A 17,182-nucleotide genomic window follows, 5' to 3' on the forward strand; every position below is an offset into this window, starting at 1 on the left:
TTTGGCTGTCGCTGGTGATCGGCGCTGTACAGCCGGTGTCCGAATTCGGACAGACCTGTTCGTCGGCGAAGAGGATGCCGGCCGGATTCTCGGTGATCGGCAGCGATACATGAGGTGTCCGCTGCCGGACACTTGAGATGCCGGCCACCGATTCGTCTTTCGCCCCAGAGTGTCCGTTTTCGTACACTGAGCGCGATCCAGCGGAATGTGCCTGTGCATGGCACGGTCTTGGGGTAGTGCGCTGCCCGAACATCCTCGCGTGCCTTCAGCAGCGCGGGCCTGAACACTGCCCTGATCATGTCCAAAACACTCGGATCCCTGCTCATCGTCGACGACGACGAGGACGTACTTCACGCTCTAAGGCTCCTGCTCAAGCAGCACGCTCGGCGTGTGCACACCGAGAAGAACCCGGAGCGCATTCCCAGCCTGGTCCGGAACGAGGACTACGATCTGATCCTGTTGGACATGAACTTCAAACAGGACGTCACCAGTGGCCGCGAGGGCTTTCACTGGCTGGGTCAGATACTGGAATATGATCCCGGGTCAGTGGTGGTCATGATCACTGCGTACGGGGACGTGGATACCGCGGTGCGTGCCATCAAGGAGGGCGCCACCGACTTCGTGGTCAAGCCCTGGCAGAATGAACGGCTGCTGGCGACGCTGACGTCAGCAAGCCGCCTTCGGGAATCGCGTCGTGAGGTGGGACGCCTGCGTCACCGAGGGCGCCAGTTGGCGAGAGATCTCGATCATCCGTATCAGGAGTTCGTCGGAGGCGCGGCACCCAGTATGCAGCGGGTGTTCGAGACGATCGACAAAGTGGCCGGTACCGATGCCAATGTGCTGGTCCTGGGTGAAAACGGCACCGGCAAGGAACTGGTGGCGCGCGCGCTGCACCGAGCCAGCAAACGGAACGAGGAGGTCTTTGTCACGGTCGACATGGCGGCGATCGCCGAGTCCCTCTTCGAGAGCGAGCTTTTCGGACACCGGAAGGGCTCCTTCACGGACGCCAGGGAGGATCGCGCGGGGCGTTTTGAGGTCGCTTCCGGGGGCACCCTCTTCCTGGACGAAATCGGCAACCTGTCGGCACCCCTGCAGGCCAAGCTGCTCACCGCCCTGCAGCGGCGCGAGGTGATTCGTGTCGGGTCCAACAAGCCGATTCCATTTGACGTGCGGCTCATCTGCGCCACCAACATGCCCATCTACGAGATGGTGCGTGAGAAGTCCTTTCGCCAGGATCTTCTCTACCGAATCAACACCGTGGAAATCCGCTTGCCGCCGCTTCGTGATCGCGTCGCGGACATTCCGTTGCTGGTGGACTTCTTCCTGGAGCAGTACCGCCAGAAGTACCAAAAACCGGTGCGCGGAACTACTCCCGGCGCTCTGGCCAAGCTCGAGAAGTACCGCTGGCCCGGCAACGTGCGCGAACTCCAGCACATGATCGAACGGGCTGTGATCATGACCGAGAGCCCGCTCCTTCAACCGGAGGACTTCTTCTTTGCCGGCGAACACAGTCTCGACCCGTCCTTTGACGGTTTTGTGTTCGACTCCTATGATCTGGCGGAGGTAGAAAAGACGGTGATCCGGCGCGCCCTCGAGAAACATGGTGGTAACATCAGCCAGGCGGCGGATGAGCTCGGCCTTACCCGGGCTTCCCTGTATCGAAGGCTGGAGAAGTACGGACTGTGATTTTCCGCCGCTTCCGGGTTCAGGTCGTTCTTCGCGTCGCGGCTATCGCCGGCACGCTGACGGTCGCACTCTATCTGGCATTGACGTACGCCTCGTATGCCGGAGCCGGGCTGCTCGGCCTGGTAGTCGTCTGGCAGTGCATCGCCCTGGTGCGCTACATGGAGGTCACGGCCAGGGACCTTGCCCGGCTCCTCATGTCCATCCGGTACTCGGACTTCACCCAGAACTTCGGTGGTGCCCTGCGGGGTGGCGCGTTCCAGGACCTGGGGGGAGCGTTCAAATCCGTGATGGAGGACTTCCGTGCTGCTCGCGCCGAGAAAGAGGAGGGCTACCGATATCTGGAGACGGTCATGCAGCATGTGGGCATCGGCCTGATCTCGTTTCGCCAGGACGGCACGGTGGACCTGATCAACACGGCCGCCAAACGCCTGCTCCGCCGGCCGTTGCTGAAGAACATCAACGATCTCGCTGAGCTCAGCCCGCAACTCGTGGATACGCTGCAGAGTCTGCGTTATGGCGAAAAGGCGCTCGTCAAGGTGGTGGACGGGGACGACATCCTCCAGCTTTCGATCTATGCCACCGGATTCAAGGTGCGGGAGGAGCTCTTCAAACTGGTTTCCCTGCAGGATATCCAGGGCGAACTGGATGAGATGGAGGTCCAGGCCTGGCGCAAGCTGACGCGCGTGCTGACTCACGAGATCATGAACTCCGTGGCACCGATCTCTTCCCTCGCGTCCACGGCAGCGGGCATGCTCGATCACGTGGAGGCGGACGGCGAGGACTTGGAAGACGTGCATGGGGCCGTTCAGACCATCGCGCGCAGGAGCGAGTCGCTGCTATCGTTTGTGCAGGACTATCGGCGTCTGACGCGCGTGCCGGCACCGGACTTCCAGATCTTCCCGGCTACCGAACTCATCGAACATGTGCAGGGCCTGCTGCAGGCCGACCTGGATGAGCGCAGCGTACACCTGCAGGTTTCGATCGAGCCGCCGACGCTGGAGCTCACCGCTGACCGGAACATGATCGAGCAGGTGCTGATCAACCTCGTCAAGAATGCCATGGAGGCGGTCCAGGGGATTGACCATCCCGAAATCGGGATCGAGGCTTTTATCGACTCGAGGGCGCACGCCGTGATTCGGGTAACCGACAACGGGCACGGTATCGTCGAAGAGGCCCTCGACAAGATCTTCGTGCCCTTTTTCACCACGAAGAAAGAGGGCTCGGGTATCGGTCTCAGCCTTTCGCGAGAGATCATGCGCCAGCACGGCGGCTCCATCAGCGCGTCGTCGCGCCCCGGAGAACGCACGGTCTTCAGGCTGCGCTTCTAGGGCGCAGCACCCGGGCAGCGCACATGCCGCGCCCCCCCCGGCTTCTAGGACGCAGCACCCGGGCGTCACACATGCCGCGGCCCCGGCTTCAGGGCGCAGCACCCGGCCAGCCAACATGCCGCGGCCCCGGCTTCCTGGGGAAACCGGGGCCGCACGGTGCCGGGCACATCTGTCTGGCTATCAGGTCCAGAGTGCCAGGATGCTGCCCATGATCAGCAAGCCGACCAGTGCGGCAGCAGTGTCGAGAATCATGTGACCCAGTTCCTTGGCCTCAAAGGCGACCGCATTCCAGTGGGTGGTCACCACGAAACCGAGCCATGACCAGAACCCCGCCTGCAGCCCCAGCATCAGGCCCGATTCTCCGGTTGCGGCACCGAAGGCCCAGACGACATGCGAGAGCACGTAGGCGGTAATTATGGACATCAAGACGGTCACGCCGTAGGTCTTCGGCGGGTTGATTTCCTCCTGGAGTTCCTCTTCCGTTTTTCCGCGGTAGGCCATCCACTTCTTGCCGAAGAGAGGGCCATACCAGAGAAACCCGATAAACATCGGGACGAGGCCAGCCACGAGGACTGCGAGGTAGTTCGGGGATTCCATGATGGGGGAGGTTGGGTGATTCATGATGGTACCTCTCTCCCGCCGTTCGTCGCAAGCAACTACCTTTCGTCATGCCCAGAACCAACATCGAGGCGTTCCGACGCGCCGCCCGGGATCGGCTGGAGCCGATGGTCTTCGACTACTATGACGGTGGCGCGGACGATGAGCTCACGCTGGACCTGAACAGGATTGCCTGGACGAACCGGTACCTGGTGCCGAGGGCCTTTCGGGATGTCTCCCGGATCGACACCTCCACCACGCTCTTCGGGCACGATCTCGCGTTCCCCCTGCTGACGGCGCCCTGCTCGTTCAATCGTCTCGCCCACCCGGACGGGGAGATCGCCGTGTGCGATGCGGTCTGTGATGCCGGTATCGGCCAGATCCTCTCTACGGCTTCGACCACCTCCCTGGAGGATGTGGCCCGGCACCGCCCGGGGGGCCACCGCTGGTTTCAGCTCTACTGCTACAAGGACCGGGGCCTGACGCTCGACTTGGTGCGTCGCGCCGAAGAGGCCGGGTACCGCGCCATTTGCCTGACCGTCGACGTGCCCGTCGCCGGCAACCGCGAGCGGGACATCCACAACAGTTTCCACCTGCCGGATTCCATTCGTTGGGCCAACCTGGATCATCTCATGGGCGCCGACTACCAGGGATCTGCGCTGACCCGCTACATCCACGACCGCTGGGAGCAGAATCTTTCATGGTCCACGATCGACTGGCTCAGGTCCGAAGTGCGCATTCCGCTTGTGGTCAAAGGCGTCATGGATCCACGCGATGCGGCAGCTGCCGCAGCTCACGGCATGGATGGCGTGGTCGTCTCGAATCATGGCGGCCGACAGCTGGACGGCGCTCCGGGCACAGCCGCCATGCTGCCTGAGGTGGTTCAGGCGGTCGATGGGCGCATTCCTGTCCTGGTCGACGGCGGCATCCGTCGCGGTGCCGACGTGGTCAAGGCGTTGGCGATGGGCGCCGCAGCAGCCCTCATCGGACGGCCATATCTGTGGGGCCTGGCGGCCGACGGGCGAGCGGGCGTGACCGATGTGCTCGACCTGTTCCGTTCCGAAATAGAGCGCACCATGGCGCTCTGCGGCTGCACGGCGGTCTCTGACTGCCCGGACATCCTGTTGCGATGAGCAGGAGCTCCCATTGCATCGTTGTCGGCGCCGGCGTGTTTGGCGTGACCAGCGCCCTGGAACTCCGCAGTCGGGGGCACGCGGTGACGCTCATCGATCCGGGGCCCCTGCCCCATCCCCTGGCTGCGTCGACAGACATCAGCAAGGTCGTGCGCATGGAATACGGGCCGCAGGAGCAGTACATGGCCATGGTCGAGCAGGCCATCCCGGGTTTCGAGCGCTGGAACGACGAACTCGGAGAAGTGCTGTACCACGGAGACGGCGTGACCATGTTCACGCTGCATCCCATGCAGCCGGGAGGGTACGAATTCGAGAGCCTGCGCATGCTCGCGCGACGGGGACACCACGCGGAGCGCCTGCAGGGCAGGGCCATCCAGGATCGGTTTCCGGCGTGGTCCGAGAACTATGTGGATGGATTCAGTCACGACATCGGTGGGTATGTCGAAAGCGGGCGCCTTATCGCAGCGCTTGTGGCGAAGGCGCGGGAATCGGGCGTCGTCCTGCTTGAGGACCGGGCTACGCGAGTCGCCGGCGGATCCGTGTCGCTCGCGTCCGGCCGGCAGCTCCAAAGTGACCACGTGGTCGTTTGCGCTGGTACGTGGACGCACCGGCTTGTGCCCGAGCTCGCGCCCTATATGCGTTCCACCGGACACCCTGTGTTTCATCTCCGCACCGACGACCCCGGCCCATTCTCGGTGCCGCACTTCCGCACGTTCATGGCGGACGTGTCTCGCACAGGCTGGTACGGGTTCCCCTACAACCCGCGCGAAGGGGTGATCAAGGTGGCCAACCACGGTGTCGGCAAGCTCGTAGATCCGGAGCATGGCGAACGCGTGGTTTACGAGTCCGATCACGAAAACCTGCGCACGTTCCTGGCCCTGGCGTTCCCCGATCTCCTGGATGCGGAAGTCGTCTACACCCGGCGCTGCCTCTACTGCGATACGCTGGACGAACACCTGTGGATAGACCGGCATCCCGAGCAGCCGGGCCTGACGGTCGCGGCGGGAGGCAGTGGCCACGGCATGAAGTTCGCCCCTGTGCTCGGTCCGTTAATCGCCGACTGCGTCGAGGGCGTCGCGAATCCATGGCTCGACCTGTTCCGGTGGCGCCACCTGGAGCCGGATACCCCTGGCGAGGAGGCAGCCAGACGCCACTAGATCACCTGCCAAGCAGTCGCCGAAGCAGTGATCGCCCCCTCCTGCTGACAGGAAGCACCACCCCATCGCGCATCTGAAGCTCCGCACGCCCCCCTTCCAGCGGCCGCAGGGCAGCCATGTGCTCCAGATTGACTAGGTGCGACCGATGGATCCGCACGAAGCCGGCAAGTCGCTCTTCAAGATGCTTCATGCGCACGCCGGCCAGATAGACGCCAGAGTCGGTGTGCAACTCGGCGTAGTCATCACACGCCCGGACCCGCGAGATGCCCTGCACATCCACCGGTACCAGTCGTCCGCGATGCCTCACGACCAGGCGCTCGGGGTGATCCCGGACGGCCTGCTCCCGACGCATCGGGTCCTGCCGTTCTGTCAACGCTTGTCGGATGCGGTCGGCCGTCTGCCGAAATCGCTTGCGGCTGAAAGGCTTCAGCAGATAATCGAGAGCCTGGAGTTCGAAGGCAGCAACAGCATGGGCGTCATACGCAGTCGCAAAGACAACCACCGGCACCGTTTCCATGCGACGGGCCACCTCGAGGCCGGACGGCCCGGGCATCTGAATGTCGAGAATGGCGACGTCCGGGCGCAGTGATACAGCCAACTCACAGGCCTGTGCGCCGTCCGTCGCTTCCCCGACGACTTCCATGTCGGACTCAGCCGTTATCACGGTTCGCAATAGCTGTCGCGCCAGCGGCTCGTCATCGGCGATGAGCACCCGGATCATGTCTGCTCCGCAATTCGGACCCGGACTACCGCCCCGCCGGCATCGGAGTGCCACTTGACAGCGGCGCCGGCGCCATACAGGGCTCGCAGCCGCTCCGCCAGCGTCGCCAGACCGGACCCACCGGAGGATTCGTCGCCGAATCCAGGCCCATCGTCACGCACCTCCAGAAGCAACGCACGGTCCTCGTCCAGCAACGCCGCCATGGTGATGTGTCCCCGACCGCCACGCGCCTCAACTCCGTGGCGCACCGCGTTCTCCACCAGCGGCTGCAGCACGAACGCCGGCACGCGACGAGCGGCGGCCTCATCGGCACAGCTGGCATCGACCACCAGGCCTTCACCGAAACGCACTCTCTGCAGGGCGAGGTAGTCGAGGGTGAAAGACCATTCCTCCTCGAGGCGCACAAATTCGTCGCCGCGGTCTCGGATGGCATACCGCAGCAGCTGGCCCAGCCGTTCCAGCGCCTCCTCCGCGGCATCGGCGTTCGCATGCACCAGCGCGGTGACGGCGTGCAGGGCATTGAACAGAAAATGGGGCTGCAACTGACCTCGCAGGGCATCCAGCCGAGCCTCTGCCGCTTCCCGGGCAGCCTTCGCCGCACGCTGCTCCTGGTCGCGCAAACGACGCTGATTCCGCACGGCATAGGACAGTCCTGCAAGGATCACGTACAGCCAGAAACCCATGAGCAAGCGCCAGCTGTTCACGGGGATGGCCCAGTCTATCTGGGCGATGGGCTCCCCATGCAGGACGGCCCAGGTCAGCGGCCCCAGCGCCGTCCACAGCAGGGAAAACAGCACCGCGAAGAGCCCGTGCAGGCCCAGAAAACCTGCAAGTCGGCCGGAGGGCCACGGAAACCGTCCGGTAAGGTGCCAAACGGCCCAACCCCCTGCGGCTGAGAGAAACGTAGCCTCCGCACCGGCCGTGACGGCGGCCTCCGCGTTGCCTTCCGTGTAGCCCAGAATGAACAGGCTCCACAGCACGAAAAAGACGAGCCAGCCGAGGAGCACGGCGCCCAGTTGGCGCCCGACGCGGTGTGATCGTTCAGCCTGCTGCATGTCGGAATCTCGCGCCGCAGTCGGCGTCGAACCAACAGCCATGGTCCTTGGCGGCCTGGACTGCCGCAGGTCGGCATCCACCGGGGCCAGGGGCTGTCGCGCTACTGCGACTACTGATCGCCCTGCATACGGGCAATCATGTCCCGGGCGTTCTGATTGTCGGGGTTCAGCGCGAGCGACCTTTCATAGGCCTCGATGGCCTCCTGCGTACGCCCGGCATTCATCAGACCCTCCCCAAGACTGTCCCACGGATTGAAGGCCTGCGGATAATCCTGCACGTTGAGTTCGAAAACGGTAACGGCCGCCTCAAGATTGCCAGCCTGCATGAGCTGATAGCCCAGCACGTTGAGCTGGATCTGCGTGAATGCGCCGGCCGTGGCAGGATTCGCCCGCCAGGCAGCGTGGGTGGCCTTCATGTCCTCGACACCTCCCTCCTGCAAGGCCTTTGCCATCGTCTCGGCGAGGTTGGCGAGCTTGATGAGCCGCACATTCGCGAGCGGCACGGGAGGGATGTCCAGCGTCGGCGGCGAACGGTTGATGTAGTCGTTGACGAACATGCGATCCCCTGACGGCGCGACCGCGATCCCGTTCGGGAATATGAACCTTGCCTGCTCGGGCGGGCCGTCCACCTCTCCCGGGTTGGCGCTGCCGGCTACGAGATCCACCTCTCCTTCCAAACTCACGCGGTAAATGCGGTGACTCTGGAATGCGGTCACGTACAGCGCACCGCGGGCAAAGGTGATGTGCCCGTTGCCAGACCCCGGAACCGTGGCATGAACGCGAGCCTCGCCGTCTTCGGAGATCCTTATGACGTTGCCGTCGCTGAAATTGACTACCCAGATGTCGCCGTCCGGCGTGGTAGTAATCCCGTTTGGGCATCGGAACAGGTCCCCGGCGGCAAATTCCTTGGCTACGCGGTCCTCCGTGACCCGTGCGATAGAATTGCTGGAGCAGTTGCAGACATAGGTCGTGCCGTCGGCCGCGAGCGTAAGGCCTACGGGCCCATTGAGACCGTTCTCCACCCACACCTCATGGCTTCCGTCTCGCGCGATTTTGCTGATGTAGTTCCCGAAGAAGTTGGACTGCAGCAGATTGCCTTGCGGGTCGAAGAAATTCCCCGAGGGCCCGTACAAACCCGTTGCAAAGCGGTCCGTGCGACCGTCGGGGCGGATGCGCCAGACGGTGTCCATGAAGTCGGCGGAGTACACGTTGCCAAGGCGGTCGACGGCGATTCCTCCCACTCCTCCGACAAGTGAGTCCGCAAGCGTGACCACCCGGGCCACCTGGGCGTTCGCGGGTGCAAGAGACGCCCCGATCAGGGCGGCCAGTAGCAGGTGTTTCATGGCTGCTTGGTAGAGTTCCAGCCAACCTAGCTGAATGCGGCCGCGGCCCCCGACACGTCCACCGAAGGTACCTGTTGGTTCGCCGACCGCCCGCGGGCTAGCCGACGGCCGGTTTGAGCAGACGCCGCAGACCCACCACCAGCACCGGCAGCACGAACACCAACCAGTATGCCCAGGTCAGTGCACCATAGCCGCTGGCAATCAGGGCGATCAGACCGACCGCGTCCGCGACGAATAGTGCCACGACCAGCATGCCGGCCGCCACCGCCATGCGCTCCGATCGCTTCAGGCTTCGTCCCCGCTCGGTGAGCATGCCGTCCAGCCGGAGATTGAAACCGTGCACCAGGCTGATCCCGGTCTCGACAAATGTGCCGAAGAGGATTACCTGGAACACGAGCCGAGGCAGCGGCAGATCCAACGTTGCCAGTACGAAGTCGGAAGGAACGGGCTCAGTCAACACGGCCGGATACACCCCAAGCATGGCCAGGTAGATCAGCACGCCGGGCAGCATCGCCAGCACGCCCGCGAGGCCACCTGAAATCAGGGCAGCGCGTCGTGAGGGCAGGTGCCGTGTGACGAATAGAATCGCCGGCACAAGCCCAACGTTGTAGGCCGCGTACCGGGCACCCGCACGAAGCGAGGAGCCTTCATTCGGCGCCTCGGTGAGGGCGGCGCGCACGCCATCGCCCAATTCGGAAAGGGCCACCAAAACGACCGCCGCAAACACCGCGTACAGAGCGACGGACCACACGCTGAGTACACGCTCGATGAGGCCTGTGCCGTAGAAGGCGAGCACGCCCACCAGCGCGATGACCAACGCGTTGCCGACCAGGTCCGGCGCCCCGGTCATTTCAGCCGCAATGCGTCCGGCTGCGGACCCGAGAACCGATACCACCAGGACGAGGCCGATCAGATACACCACCTCGTAGGAAGGCCACCAGCGTCCCAGGAGGCCTCGCAGGAACGAACGGTAGTCGCGATGTCCGCCCAATCGGCACAGCTCGAAGGTCAGCGCAATCACTACGCCCCAAATCAGCGTGGCGATGCCCATTCCCCACAGCCCGACTACCGGTCCCTCCTGCATGAAGAACTCCACCAGTTCCCGACCGGTGCCGTAGCCTCCGCCGATCACCAGGCTCTGAAATACCAGACCGGGAAGCAGGTACGTTCGGTAGAAGCTCACGACAACACCTCGGTGCGAAGCACGTCTACCAGCCTGGCGACGCCGTCTCGCAATGGCTGTACGACAGGAACGTCCAGTCGGGACTGCAGGTCGTTGTGATACGCATCAAGCTGGGAGGAGTCCATGCCTTCGCCGTTGAGCGTGACGGCAACTACGCGGGAGCCGTAGGCAGCAATAAGCGCCATTTCCTGCTCGACGGTAGGCAACCGGGTGCCCAGCGCCTCCTGGTCGACAAATGTCGAGCGGCCGGGCGCATGCTGCAATACGATGTGGCGGGCATTGCCGGACAGCATGATTTCTGAGCCGCATGGACCGCTCGGATTGCGAAGCGCGCCCTGCCCTTCGACCAGGATGAGCTCTGGAGAGGTGGCCTGGTCGCATGCTACGATCGCACCCTCGAGTTCGCCGCCCACGAAGTCATTGAGCGTGGCATCGAAAATGAAGCCGAAGGGGTATCCCTGCATCCACCCGGTTTGTCCGGTATAGATCATCTCCGCGCGTATACCGGCCTGATTGCAGGCTTCCCAAAGGAACCGGCATGTGGTGCGTTTGCCAACCGCGCAGTCGGTACCGAGCACGCCGACTACCTGCGCGCCGATGCCGTAGATGGACCCGGTCCAGAAGCGCAGATGGGCAACGGGTTTCGGACGGCGGATATCGACCAGGCGCCCACCGCCTGCGCGAGCGGCCGCAGCAAGCTCGGGATCATCGCCCAACAGCTGGTGCAGGCCGCAGACCACGGTCATGCCCCGGGCCAGCGCATCCAGGATGTCGGGCCTACAGGAGGCCGGAAGGCGGCCACCGGAAAACGCCACGCCGACTACGAAATAGGACGGATTCGGATTGCCTTCGCCCAGCCATTCTTCCAGAGTAGCATATACCGGTACACCGCGGGGACGTCCGTCCATGACCTCCCCCGCGTCCCGACCGGCAAACTTCCGGTCCAGCACCACCAGCGGACGAAACCGTGCACTTCCTCTCAGTAGACCGTGGCACGTTTTGGCAAAATCCCGGTCCAGCAAGCCGTTGGTGAATACGGCAGCCGCGGCGGGGATTGGGGGAAGATCCATCATGAGGCGAGCGTCTCGGTCGGGCACGAGGCGACAAAATCCGGGTCCAGCGTGGCCCCGATGCCTGGTGAATCCGGCAGCTGAACCAGTCCGTCCTCAATGCGCATGCCGCCGACCACCGGGTCGGTAATGTGATCCACGTGGCTGTCCAGGTCGGCGAACCGAACGATGCGGTGCGCGGAAATGAAGTGTGCTGCCGCGGTCAGACCCAGGCGGGTCTCGGACATGCAGCCCAGCATGCACGGAAGTCCTGCCGCGTGTGCCACGGCGGCGATACGCCCCGCAGTAACGAGTCCTCCGGACTTGGAAAGCTTAATGTTCAAGAGGTCGGCAGCATCCGCCTTCACCAGTGCCAGCGCATCCCGATGGTCGAACACCGACTCGTCCGCCATGATGGGCACGAGATTGTGTTTCTTCAATGTGGCTAGGCCGGGCACATCATGGCGCGGCACGGGCTGCTCGAAGTACTCGACGTCACACTCTAGCGTAGCCGTCAACACCTCCAGCGCTTGCGGTGCGCTCCAGGCCTGGTTGGCGTCCACCCGCAGGGGCACGTCCGGTCCGATGGCCTCTCGCACGGCTCGGATGCGCGCGACATCCTCATCGACGGCAGTGCCGACCTTGATCTTGATGGCCCGGAATCCCTGCTCGAGGAAACGCCGTGCGGTATCCGCCATGACCCCGGGACTGTCCAGGCTTACGGTGTTGTCGGTGGGAAACGACTCCCGCCGGCCACCGAACCAGGCATACAGCGGCATGCCTGCCTGTTGAGCGGCCAGGTCGTGCATCGCCATATCGAAGGCGCTGCGCAGGGTGGTCTGTCCGGGCACGGCCTCCGTCATGGCCGCATCGGCCCCGCGCACGTCATGCGCAGGCCGACCCAGGATCACAGGCGCCAATGTGCGGGCTGCCGCAGTCATGGACTCCACCGTGTCTCCCGTGATGGCGGGCGATGGGCTGGCTTCGCCCAGGCCGACCATGCCCGTGTCGCTGGTCAGGCGAACGAACAGATTGACCGTTCCTGCGGACTCGGTCAGCGAGATCCGAAATGGGGCGTGGAACGGGAGTTCCGCGCGAATCAGGTCAACGTTGGAGACGACCATGGCGGGTGCTGGTAGGCGCCGCGAATCTAGCACAGCGCATGCTTGCGCGCCGAAGTCCGCACCGGCGACCTTACGATATGTCCAGCCGTGTCTCCCGCCTTCTCACCGTGCTTGCCCCGGGGCTGCTGGTCGCTGCGACCGGCGTCGGGGCGGGCGACCTGGCGACCGCCTCGTTCTCTGGCAGTCAGCTCGGGACCGCTGTGCTGTGGGCCGTTGTGGTCGGGGGCGTGTTCAAGTTCGTACTCAACGAGGGACTGGCACGCTGGCAACTGGCCACAGGTACCACCTTTCTCGCCGGGGCTGTCACGCACCTGGGTCCGGCCGTCGCCTGGGTCTTCATCCCGTACCTGATCCTCTGGAGCTACTTCGTGGGTGCCGCGCTGATGGGAGCGTGCGGCGTTGCCCTGCACGCCCTCATGCCTGTCATGGAGGCACCCACCGCCAAGGTCGTCTTCGGGCTGGCGGCCAGCGCTGCAGGTCTGCTTCTTGCGCGTCGGGGCAGCTTCCAATTGTTTGAACGCACCATGGGCACGCTGATCGCCGTGATGTTCGTCACCGTGCTCCTGACTGCCGCGGCCCTGTGGCCAGGGTGGCCGGCCGTGCTTTCAGGTCTGTTTGTCCCCCGGATTCCGGAGGCGCAGGGCGAGGGTCTGGCGTGGACGGTCGGGCTGATTGGCGGGGTGGGCGGCACCGTGACCATCCTCTGCTACGGATACTGGATCGCTGAGAAGGGTCGCCGAGGGCTGTCATTCCTGCGCACGTGTCGACTGGATCTCGCCGTGGGCTATGGCGCGACAATCCTGTTCGGCATCGCGATGGTGATTATCGGCAGCACAATCACCACGGAAGGAGGTGGTGCCGATCTCCTGGTGCGACTTGCCGATTCGCTGGAGTTGCGCCTGGGGCCCATCGCCCGTGTGGTCTTCCTTATTGGCGCGCTGGCCGCCGTGTTCTCGAGCCTGCTGGGGGTCTGGCAGGCCGTGCCGTATCTCGCCGCTGATCTCTGGACGCGCATGCGCCGCATTCAGTACAGCGACCTGCGCACCACGCGTGCCTATCGGTGGTATCTCTGGGGCCTCGCTACCGTGCCCGCGTTCGGTCTCCTGACGCCCTTTCGCCAGGCCCAACTGCTGTATGCGGTCGTCGGCGCAGCGTTTCTGCCCCTGCTGGCGGTGGCGCTCCTGCTCCTGAATGGACGCGGCGCGTTGGTCGGCGAATCCCGAAACGGGCCCCTGGCCGTGTCGGGACTGGCGGTGACGTTGCTGTTTTTTCTGTGGGTAGCGGCCCGCAGCCTGTAAACTTTCCCGGATTTGAGGTGTCACTTTTTTAGCGGGGGGTCGTAGCCCGAGTCTCCCCGCAACCAACCGCTACCGCCATGCGCATCCTGGTCCCCGTACTCATGCTTGCCGTCGCCCTCAGCGGCTGCGCCCAGGACAGCCACTCCCAGGAACGCGATCTCGAACGCGCAGAAAAGGAACTCGCCGAGGCCCGCAAGGAAGCGGAAGAGGCCCTCCGCGATGTGCGGCAACGCACCGAAGACGACCTGCGCGATGCCCGTCGCCAGGCGGAAGAAAAGCTCGCCGAGGCCCGTGAGCAGCTGGATCGTGCCCGCGAACGAATGCGCGACGCCTCCGAAGACCTCGAGCGGGAGTGGTCGGACTCCTATGAGCGCGAAGCGGAACGCTCCCTCGAAGAACTCGGCGTCGCCGAAACCATCGGACGCGTCATGGAGGATGTCGGCCGCGCTCTTCAGGATGAGGAGACTGCCGTCGTTGCCGACGCAGAGGCGCTGCGCGACCTGCTTCCGAACGAGGTGCTCGGCCTCGAGCGCTACAATTCGAACATGGACCAATCGGGCAAATGGGGGCTGCATGTCTCCCAGGCCGAAGCCAAGTACGCCGACGGCCACAAACGCATTGAGCTCAAGATCATCGATCTGGGCACCCTGAAAGGCTTTCTCTCTAAGAGTGAGAGCCTGCTGGACTCCATCTCTCCCCGCTATCGCGACAACCATCACTCCCGCACCACGCGCATTGCAGGCTATCCTGCACGCATTTCGCACCGCGAAAATCACGGCACGGACGAATTTGATGGCATTCTGGTCGTGCGGGAGCGTTTTGTCATAGCCATGGACGCACGCGGACAATTCGATGAGGACGTCTTCTCCGAGGTCATCGACGATCTGCCGCTGCGCCGACTCGAACGCATGGCGCAATGACCCATTTTCTCGCCCTTGCGCAATAATGAGACGCCCCTCTCGTCCCTGACCCATCGGAAGTCGCCCGAAGCGCGAATCTCACAAGACCCGAATCAGCCATGGAATTCCCGACGAACCGCCGCGATCAGATTGTAATGGGACTGAGCATCTGCGCGCTCATTCTTTTCATGGCCAACATTGCCTCGTTCGTCAAGCAGCGCTTCTTCGAGGATCGGCACACCGTGCACCACGCCTTCCAGGTTCAGGGCCTGGGCCAGAGCGGAGGCTGGGACGTGCACGTGCATGAGGGCGATGGGAACTACTGGAGCGAGGACAATTGCGACGACGATCGCAAGCGCTACCACGAGCATTTTCTGGTCGAGAAGCTCCAGAACCACGCCCGCCATCAGCGGGGCCGCTTCGCATGGCGATTCGAGGACGGCGACGTCACCCGCATCGAGGTCGATGAGGCCGAACTGGTGGATATCGACCGGTTGCTGGAGGAGGCCCGCCGCGCAGCGCGCAATATCGAACGCGATCTGGACTTCGAGGCCCCGCGCCTGCACGTGGAGTCCCTGTTCGACGGGGATGTCGAGGTGCTCGAATCGCAGGACGAGACCGGTCGCCACCGCTACCGCATCGTAGTCCGCCCGGACGACAACCAGTAGCGCGCGCCCGGAGCGCCGCCACCTATCTTGGCTTCGACCCAACCCGCGGAGCCATGCTCGAATGCCAGCGGCAGGCATTTTTCCTGCCCGATGAGCACCACTACCTGAATTGTGCCTACATGGCGCCCATGGCGCGCCGTGTGGAGCAGGCCGGAATCGAGGGCATCCGCATGAAGCGGGTGCCTTCGGGCGTTTCACCGGAGGACTTTTTTCGCACGGGCGAGGCCATCCGCCGAGAATTCGCGCGGCTCATTGGCTCCGGGCAACCCGACCGCGTTTCCCTGATTCCGGCGGCATCCTACGGGCTGGCCACAGCCGCTCGAAATCTGCGCGTCGCCCGGGGCGGCGAGATTCTCACGCTGCGAGAGCAGTTTCCCAGCAATATCTACACGTGGTCACGACTGGCGCGCGAGAATGGCGCCACGCTCATTCACGTGGAGCCCGGACCAGGCCCCGGACGCGGCCGCCGTTGGAACGAGCGGCTTCTGGACGCCATCGGCCGCGACACGTCGGTGGTGGCGTTGCCCCACGTGCACTGGGCCGACGGCACTGTGTTTGATCTGGAGACCATTTCCAGACGCTGCCGGGAGGTCTCTGCCGCGCTCATCATAGACGGAACGCAATCGGTCGGCGCGTATCCCATCGACGTCCAGCGCATCCGCCCCGATGCCCTCGTGTGCGCCGGGTACAAGTGGCTGCTCGGGCCCTACAGTCTGGGTGTTGCGTGGTTCGGCCCGCGATTCGACGGCGGCGTACCGCTTGAGGAGAACTGGATTTCCCGAAAGAACTCCGAAGACTTCGCCGGTCTCGTGCGCTACCGCGACGAATACGGCCCGTTGGCCACACGCTACGACGTGGGTGAGCGCAGCAACTTCATCCTCGCCCCCATGCTGCTCGAGGCACTGCGCCTGCTTGGCGAATGGCGCATTGACCGGATCCAGGCGTACTGCGATGCGCTCTCAGACCCCATCGTTCGGGCCGCCCGCGACCTCGGTTGTGAGGTAGAAGACGATGCCTGCCGCGCGGGCCACCTGTTTGGCCTGCGACTTCCGGCCGGATCGGATGCGGCAGCCCTCAAGGAAACCCTCGCGAGAAGGAACGTGTCCGTTTCTCTCAGGGGCGATGCGGTCCGGGTGTCGCCAAACGTGTACAACACGCAGGAGGACGTCGCGGCACTCATCGAGGGACTCCGGGTTCATCATGGCGTGGCGGCCTGACGAGCCTTCGGCTCATATGGGGCACGCACCTTGCATCACGTCCCCTAGCCACTTGAATTGACCGATTCAGACGTGAAAAGACCGATTACGACTGCTTTCCTGCTGCTGATTGTCCTCCTGACCGGACAGCCGTCCAGCGCGCAGTCCACAGACATTGTGCCGCGCATACTCGAACGGTACGCGGAGTTGGAAACGCTGCAGGCCAGGTTTCGCCAGACCATGACCTCGACCCTGTTCGAGGATGAGACCGAAACGATCACCGGCTCCATATTCCTTCGCGGGGATGCCTACAGGGTGTTGACCGGCAGCCGCACCGTCGTCACCGACGGCGTCACATCCTGGATCTATGATGCCCTCGAGAATCAGGTGCTGATTGACAACCGCCTGGAGGACGAGTTCAGTTTTTCCGTTCACCAGTTTCTGTACGACTTCGATGAACGTTTCGAGGTGGCGGGCACTGTGCGCGATGCTGACATTTGGCGGGTAGCACTGACGCCGCTCGACCCGGATGACTACTTCCGCTCCGTGGAGCTCATCGTGCGGGACCGCGACGCCATCATCACGGAAATGCGCATCGACGATGCCAACGAGGTCAATCTGCACATCCGCCTTTCGGAGATCACGGAGAACCCGGACCTGCCGGCGTCCACCTTCCGGTTCGACATCCCGGAAGGCGCCGATGTCGTGGATCTGCGCGCGGATCAGTAACCAGCCCACCGGATCG

16 protein-coding genes are annotated in these 17,182 nt (G+C 63.9%); 9 read left to right on the forward strand and 7 right to left on the reverse strand.

Going from position 1 to position 17,182, the window contains the following annotated elements; all coding sequences use genetic code 11:
• The first annotated feature begins 297 nt into the window (after positions 1-297).
• Positions 298-1,686 carry a sigma-54-dependent Fis family transcriptional regulator gene (locus JJ896_13575; GenBank protein ID MBO6780678.1) on the forward strand — a complete coding sequence of 463 codons (1,389 nt, stop codon included), beginning with the start codon at positions 298-300 and terminating at the stop codon, positions 1,684-1,686.
• Positions 1,683-3,014: a GHKL domain-containing protein gene (locus JJ896_13580; GenBank protein ID MBO6780679.1), complete on the forward strand. Its 1,332-nt coding sequence runs from the start codon at positions 1,683-1,685 to the stop codon at positions 3,012-3,014. The genes JJ896_13575 and JJ896_13580 overlap by 4 nt, the downstream gene beginning before the upstream one ends.
• Positions 3,015-3,194: 180 nt before the next feature.
• On the opposite strand, the gene JJ896_13585 is transcribed toward JJ896_13580, so the two are convergent.
• Positions 3,195-3,611 (reverse strand): DUF1761 domain-containing protein, encoded by a 417-nt coding sequence (locus JJ896_13585; GenBank protein ID MBO6780680.1) that lies wholly within the window; start codon positions 3,609-3,611, stop codon positions 3,195-3,197.
• A 71-nt stretch (positions 3,612-3,682) separates the two neighbouring features.
• Between JJ896_13585 and JJ896_13590 the strand changes: the two genes are divergently transcribed.
• Together JJ896_13590 and JJ896_13595 are read left to right on the forward strand one after the other, a co-directional pair.
• Positions 3,683-4,744: an alpha-hydroxy-acid oxidizing protein gene (locus JJ896_13590; GenBank protein MBO6780681.1), complete on the forward strand. Its 1,062-nt coding sequence runs from the start codon at positions 3,683-3,685 to the stop codon at positions 4,742-4,744.
• Positions 4,741-5,901 (forward strand): FAD-dependent oxidoreductase, encoded by a 1,161-nt coding sequence (locus JJ896_13595; GenBank protein ID MBO6780682.1) that lies wholly within the window; start codon positions 4,741-4,743, stop codon positions 5,899-5,901. The genes JJ896_13590 and JJ896_13595 overlap by 4 nt, the downstream gene beginning before the upstream one ends.
• A 1-nt stretch (position 5,902) precedes the next feature.
• Here JJ896_13595 and JJ896_13600 read toward each other — a convergent pair whose 3' ends face one another.
• From JJ896_13600 to JJ896_13625, 6 genes are all read right to left on the reverse strand, one after another.
• Positions 5,903-6,622, reverse strand: coding sequence for a response regulator (locus JJ896_13600; GenBank protein MBO6780683.1), 720 nt, complete (start codon positions 6,620-6,622; stop codon positions 5,903-5,905).
• Positions 6,619-7,719 (reverse strand): histidine kinase, encoded by a 1,101-nt coding sequence (locus tag JJ896_13605; GenBank protein MBO6780684.1) that lies wholly within the window; start codon positions 7,717-7,719, stop codon positions 6,619-6,621. Before JJ896_13605 ends, JJ896_13600 begins: the two co-directional genes overlap by 4 nt.
• Before the next feature lie 68 nt (positions 7,720-7,787).
• Positions 7,788-9,020: an SMP-30/gluconolactonase/LRE family protein gene (locus tag JJ896_13610; GenBank protein MBO6780685.1), complete on the reverse strand. Its 1,233-nt coding sequence runs from the start codon at positions 9,018-9,020 to the stop codon at positions 7,788-7,790.
• A gap of 97 nt (positions 9,021-9,117) precedes the next feature.
• Complete coding sequence (locus tag JJ896_13615; GenBank protein MBO6780686.1) at positions 9,118-10,203, reverse strand: hypothetical protein; 1,086 nt, start codon at positions 10,201-10,203, stop codon at positions 9,118-9,120.
• On the reverse strand, positions 10,200-11,276 hold the full coding sequence (locus JJ896_13620; GenBank protein ID MBO6780687.1) for a DUF1611 domain-containing protein: 1,077 nt from the start codon (positions 11,274-11,276) through the stop codon (positions 10,200-10,202). Before JJ896_13620 ends, JJ896_13615 begins: the two co-directional genes overlap by 4 nt.
• Positions 11,273-12,376: a dipeptide epimerase gene (locus tag JJ896_13625; GenBank protein ID MBO6780688.1), complete on the reverse strand. Its 1,104-nt coding sequence runs from the start codon at positions 12,374-12,376 to the stop codon at positions 11,273-11,275. The genes JJ896_13620 and JJ896_13625 overlap by 4 nt, the downstream gene beginning before the upstream one ends.
• Before the next feature lie 77 nt (positions 12,377-12,453).
• On the opposite strand from JJ896_13625, the gene JJ896_13630 reads away from it, so the two are divergent.
• The 5 genes from JJ896_13630 to JJ896_13650 all read left to right on the forward strand — a co-directional run bounded on the left by JJ896_13630 (position 12,454) and on the right by JJ896_13650 (position 17,166).
• Entirely contained in the window at positions 12,454-13,674 is a 1,221-nt protein-coding gene (locus tag JJ896_13630) for an Nramp family divalent metal transporter (GenBank protein ID MBO6780689.1), read from the forward strand.
• A gap of 77 nt (positions 13,675-13,751) precedes the next feature.
• The gene (locus tag JJ896_13635; protein MBO6780690.1) at positions 13,752-14,594 is read left to right on the forward strand and encodes a hypothetical protein; all 843 of its coding nucleotides are present in this window, start codon (positions 13,752-13,754) and stop codon (positions 14,592-14,594) included.
• 98 nt (positions 14,595-14,692) lie between these two features.
• Positions 14,693-15,241: a hypothetical protein gene (locus tag JJ896_13640; GenBank protein ID MBO6780691.1), complete on the forward strand. Its 549-nt coding sequence runs from the start codon at positions 14,693-14,695 to the stop codon at positions 15,239-15,241.
• A 53-nt stretch (positions 15,242-15,294) separates the two neighbouring features.
• Entirely contained in the window at positions 15,295-16,458 is a 1,164-nt protein-coding gene (locus JJ896_13645; GenBank protein MBO6780692.1) for an aminotransferase class V-fold PLP-dependent enzyme, read from the forward strand.
• Between the two features lie 72 nt (positions 16,459-16,530).
• Positions 16,531-17,166: an outer membrane lipoprotein carrier protein LolA gene (locus tag JJ896_13650; protein MBO6780693.1), complete on the forward strand. Its 636-nt coding sequence runs from the start codon at positions 16,531-16,533 to the stop codon at positions 17,164-17,166.
• The last annotated feature ends 16 nt before the right edge of the window (positions 17,167-17,182 follow it).

It is taken from the genome of Rhodothermales bacterium (assembly GCA_017643395.1).
GTDB lineage: Bacteria > Bacteroidota > Rhodothermia > Rhodothermales > UBA10348 > JABDJZ01.

Excerpts from the sequence above, each read along its gene's own strand:
- JJ896_13575 (MBO6780678.1), top strand. The coding sequence starts at position 298 with ATGTCCAAAACACTCGGATCCCTGCTCATCGTCGACGACGACGAGGAC.
- JJ896_13585 (MBO6780680.1), bottom strand. The coding sequence starts at position 3,611 with ATGGAATCCCCGAACTACCTCGCAGTCCTCGTGGCTGGCCTCGTCCCG.
- JJ896_13590 (MBO6780681.1), top strand. The coding sequence starts at position 3,683 with ATGCCCAGAACCAACATCGAGGCGTTCCGACGCGCCGCCCGGGATCGG.
- JJ896_13595 (MBO6780682.1), top strand. The coding sequence starts at position 4,741 with ATGAGCAGGAGCTCCCATTGCATCGTTGTCGGCGCCGGCGTGTTTGGC.
- JJ896_13600 (MBO6780683.1), bottom strand. The coding sequence starts at position 6,622 with ATGATCCGGGTGCTCATCGCCGATGACGAGCCGCTGGCGCGACAGCTA.
- JJ896_13605 (MBO6780684.1), bottom strand. The coding sequence starts at position 7,719 with ATGGCTGTTGGTTCGACGCCGACTGCGGCGCGAGATTCCGACATGCAG.
- JJ896_13610 (MBO6780685.1), bottom strand. The coding sequence starts at position 9,020 with ATGAAACACCTGCTACTGGCCGCCCTGATCGGGGCGTCTCTTGCACCC.
- JJ896_13620 (MBO6780687.1), bottom strand. The coding sequence starts at position 11,276 with ATGATGGATCTTCCCCCAATCCCCGCCGCGGCTGCCGTATTCACCAAC.
- JJ896_13625 (MBO6780688.1), bottom strand. The coding sequence starts at position 12,376 with ATGGTCGTCTCCAACGTTGACCTGATTCGCGCGGAACTCCCGTTCCAC.
- JJ896_13630 (MBO6780689.1), top strand. The coding sequence starts at position 12,454 with ATGTCCAGCCGTGTCTCCCGCCTTCTCACCGTGCTTGCCCCGGGGCTG.
- JJ896_13635 (MBO6780690.1), top strand. The coding sequence starts at position 13,752 with ATGCGCATCCTGGTCCCCGTACTCATGCTTGCCGTCGCCCTCAGCGGC.
- JJ896_13640 (MBO6780691.1), top strand. The coding sequence starts at position 14,693 with ATGGAATTCCCGACGAACCGCCGCGATCAGATTGTAATGGGACTGAGC.
- JJ896_13645 (MBO6780692.1), top strand. The coding sequence starts at position 15,295 with ATGCTCGAATGCCAGCGGCAGGCATTTTTCCTGCCCGATGAGCACCAC.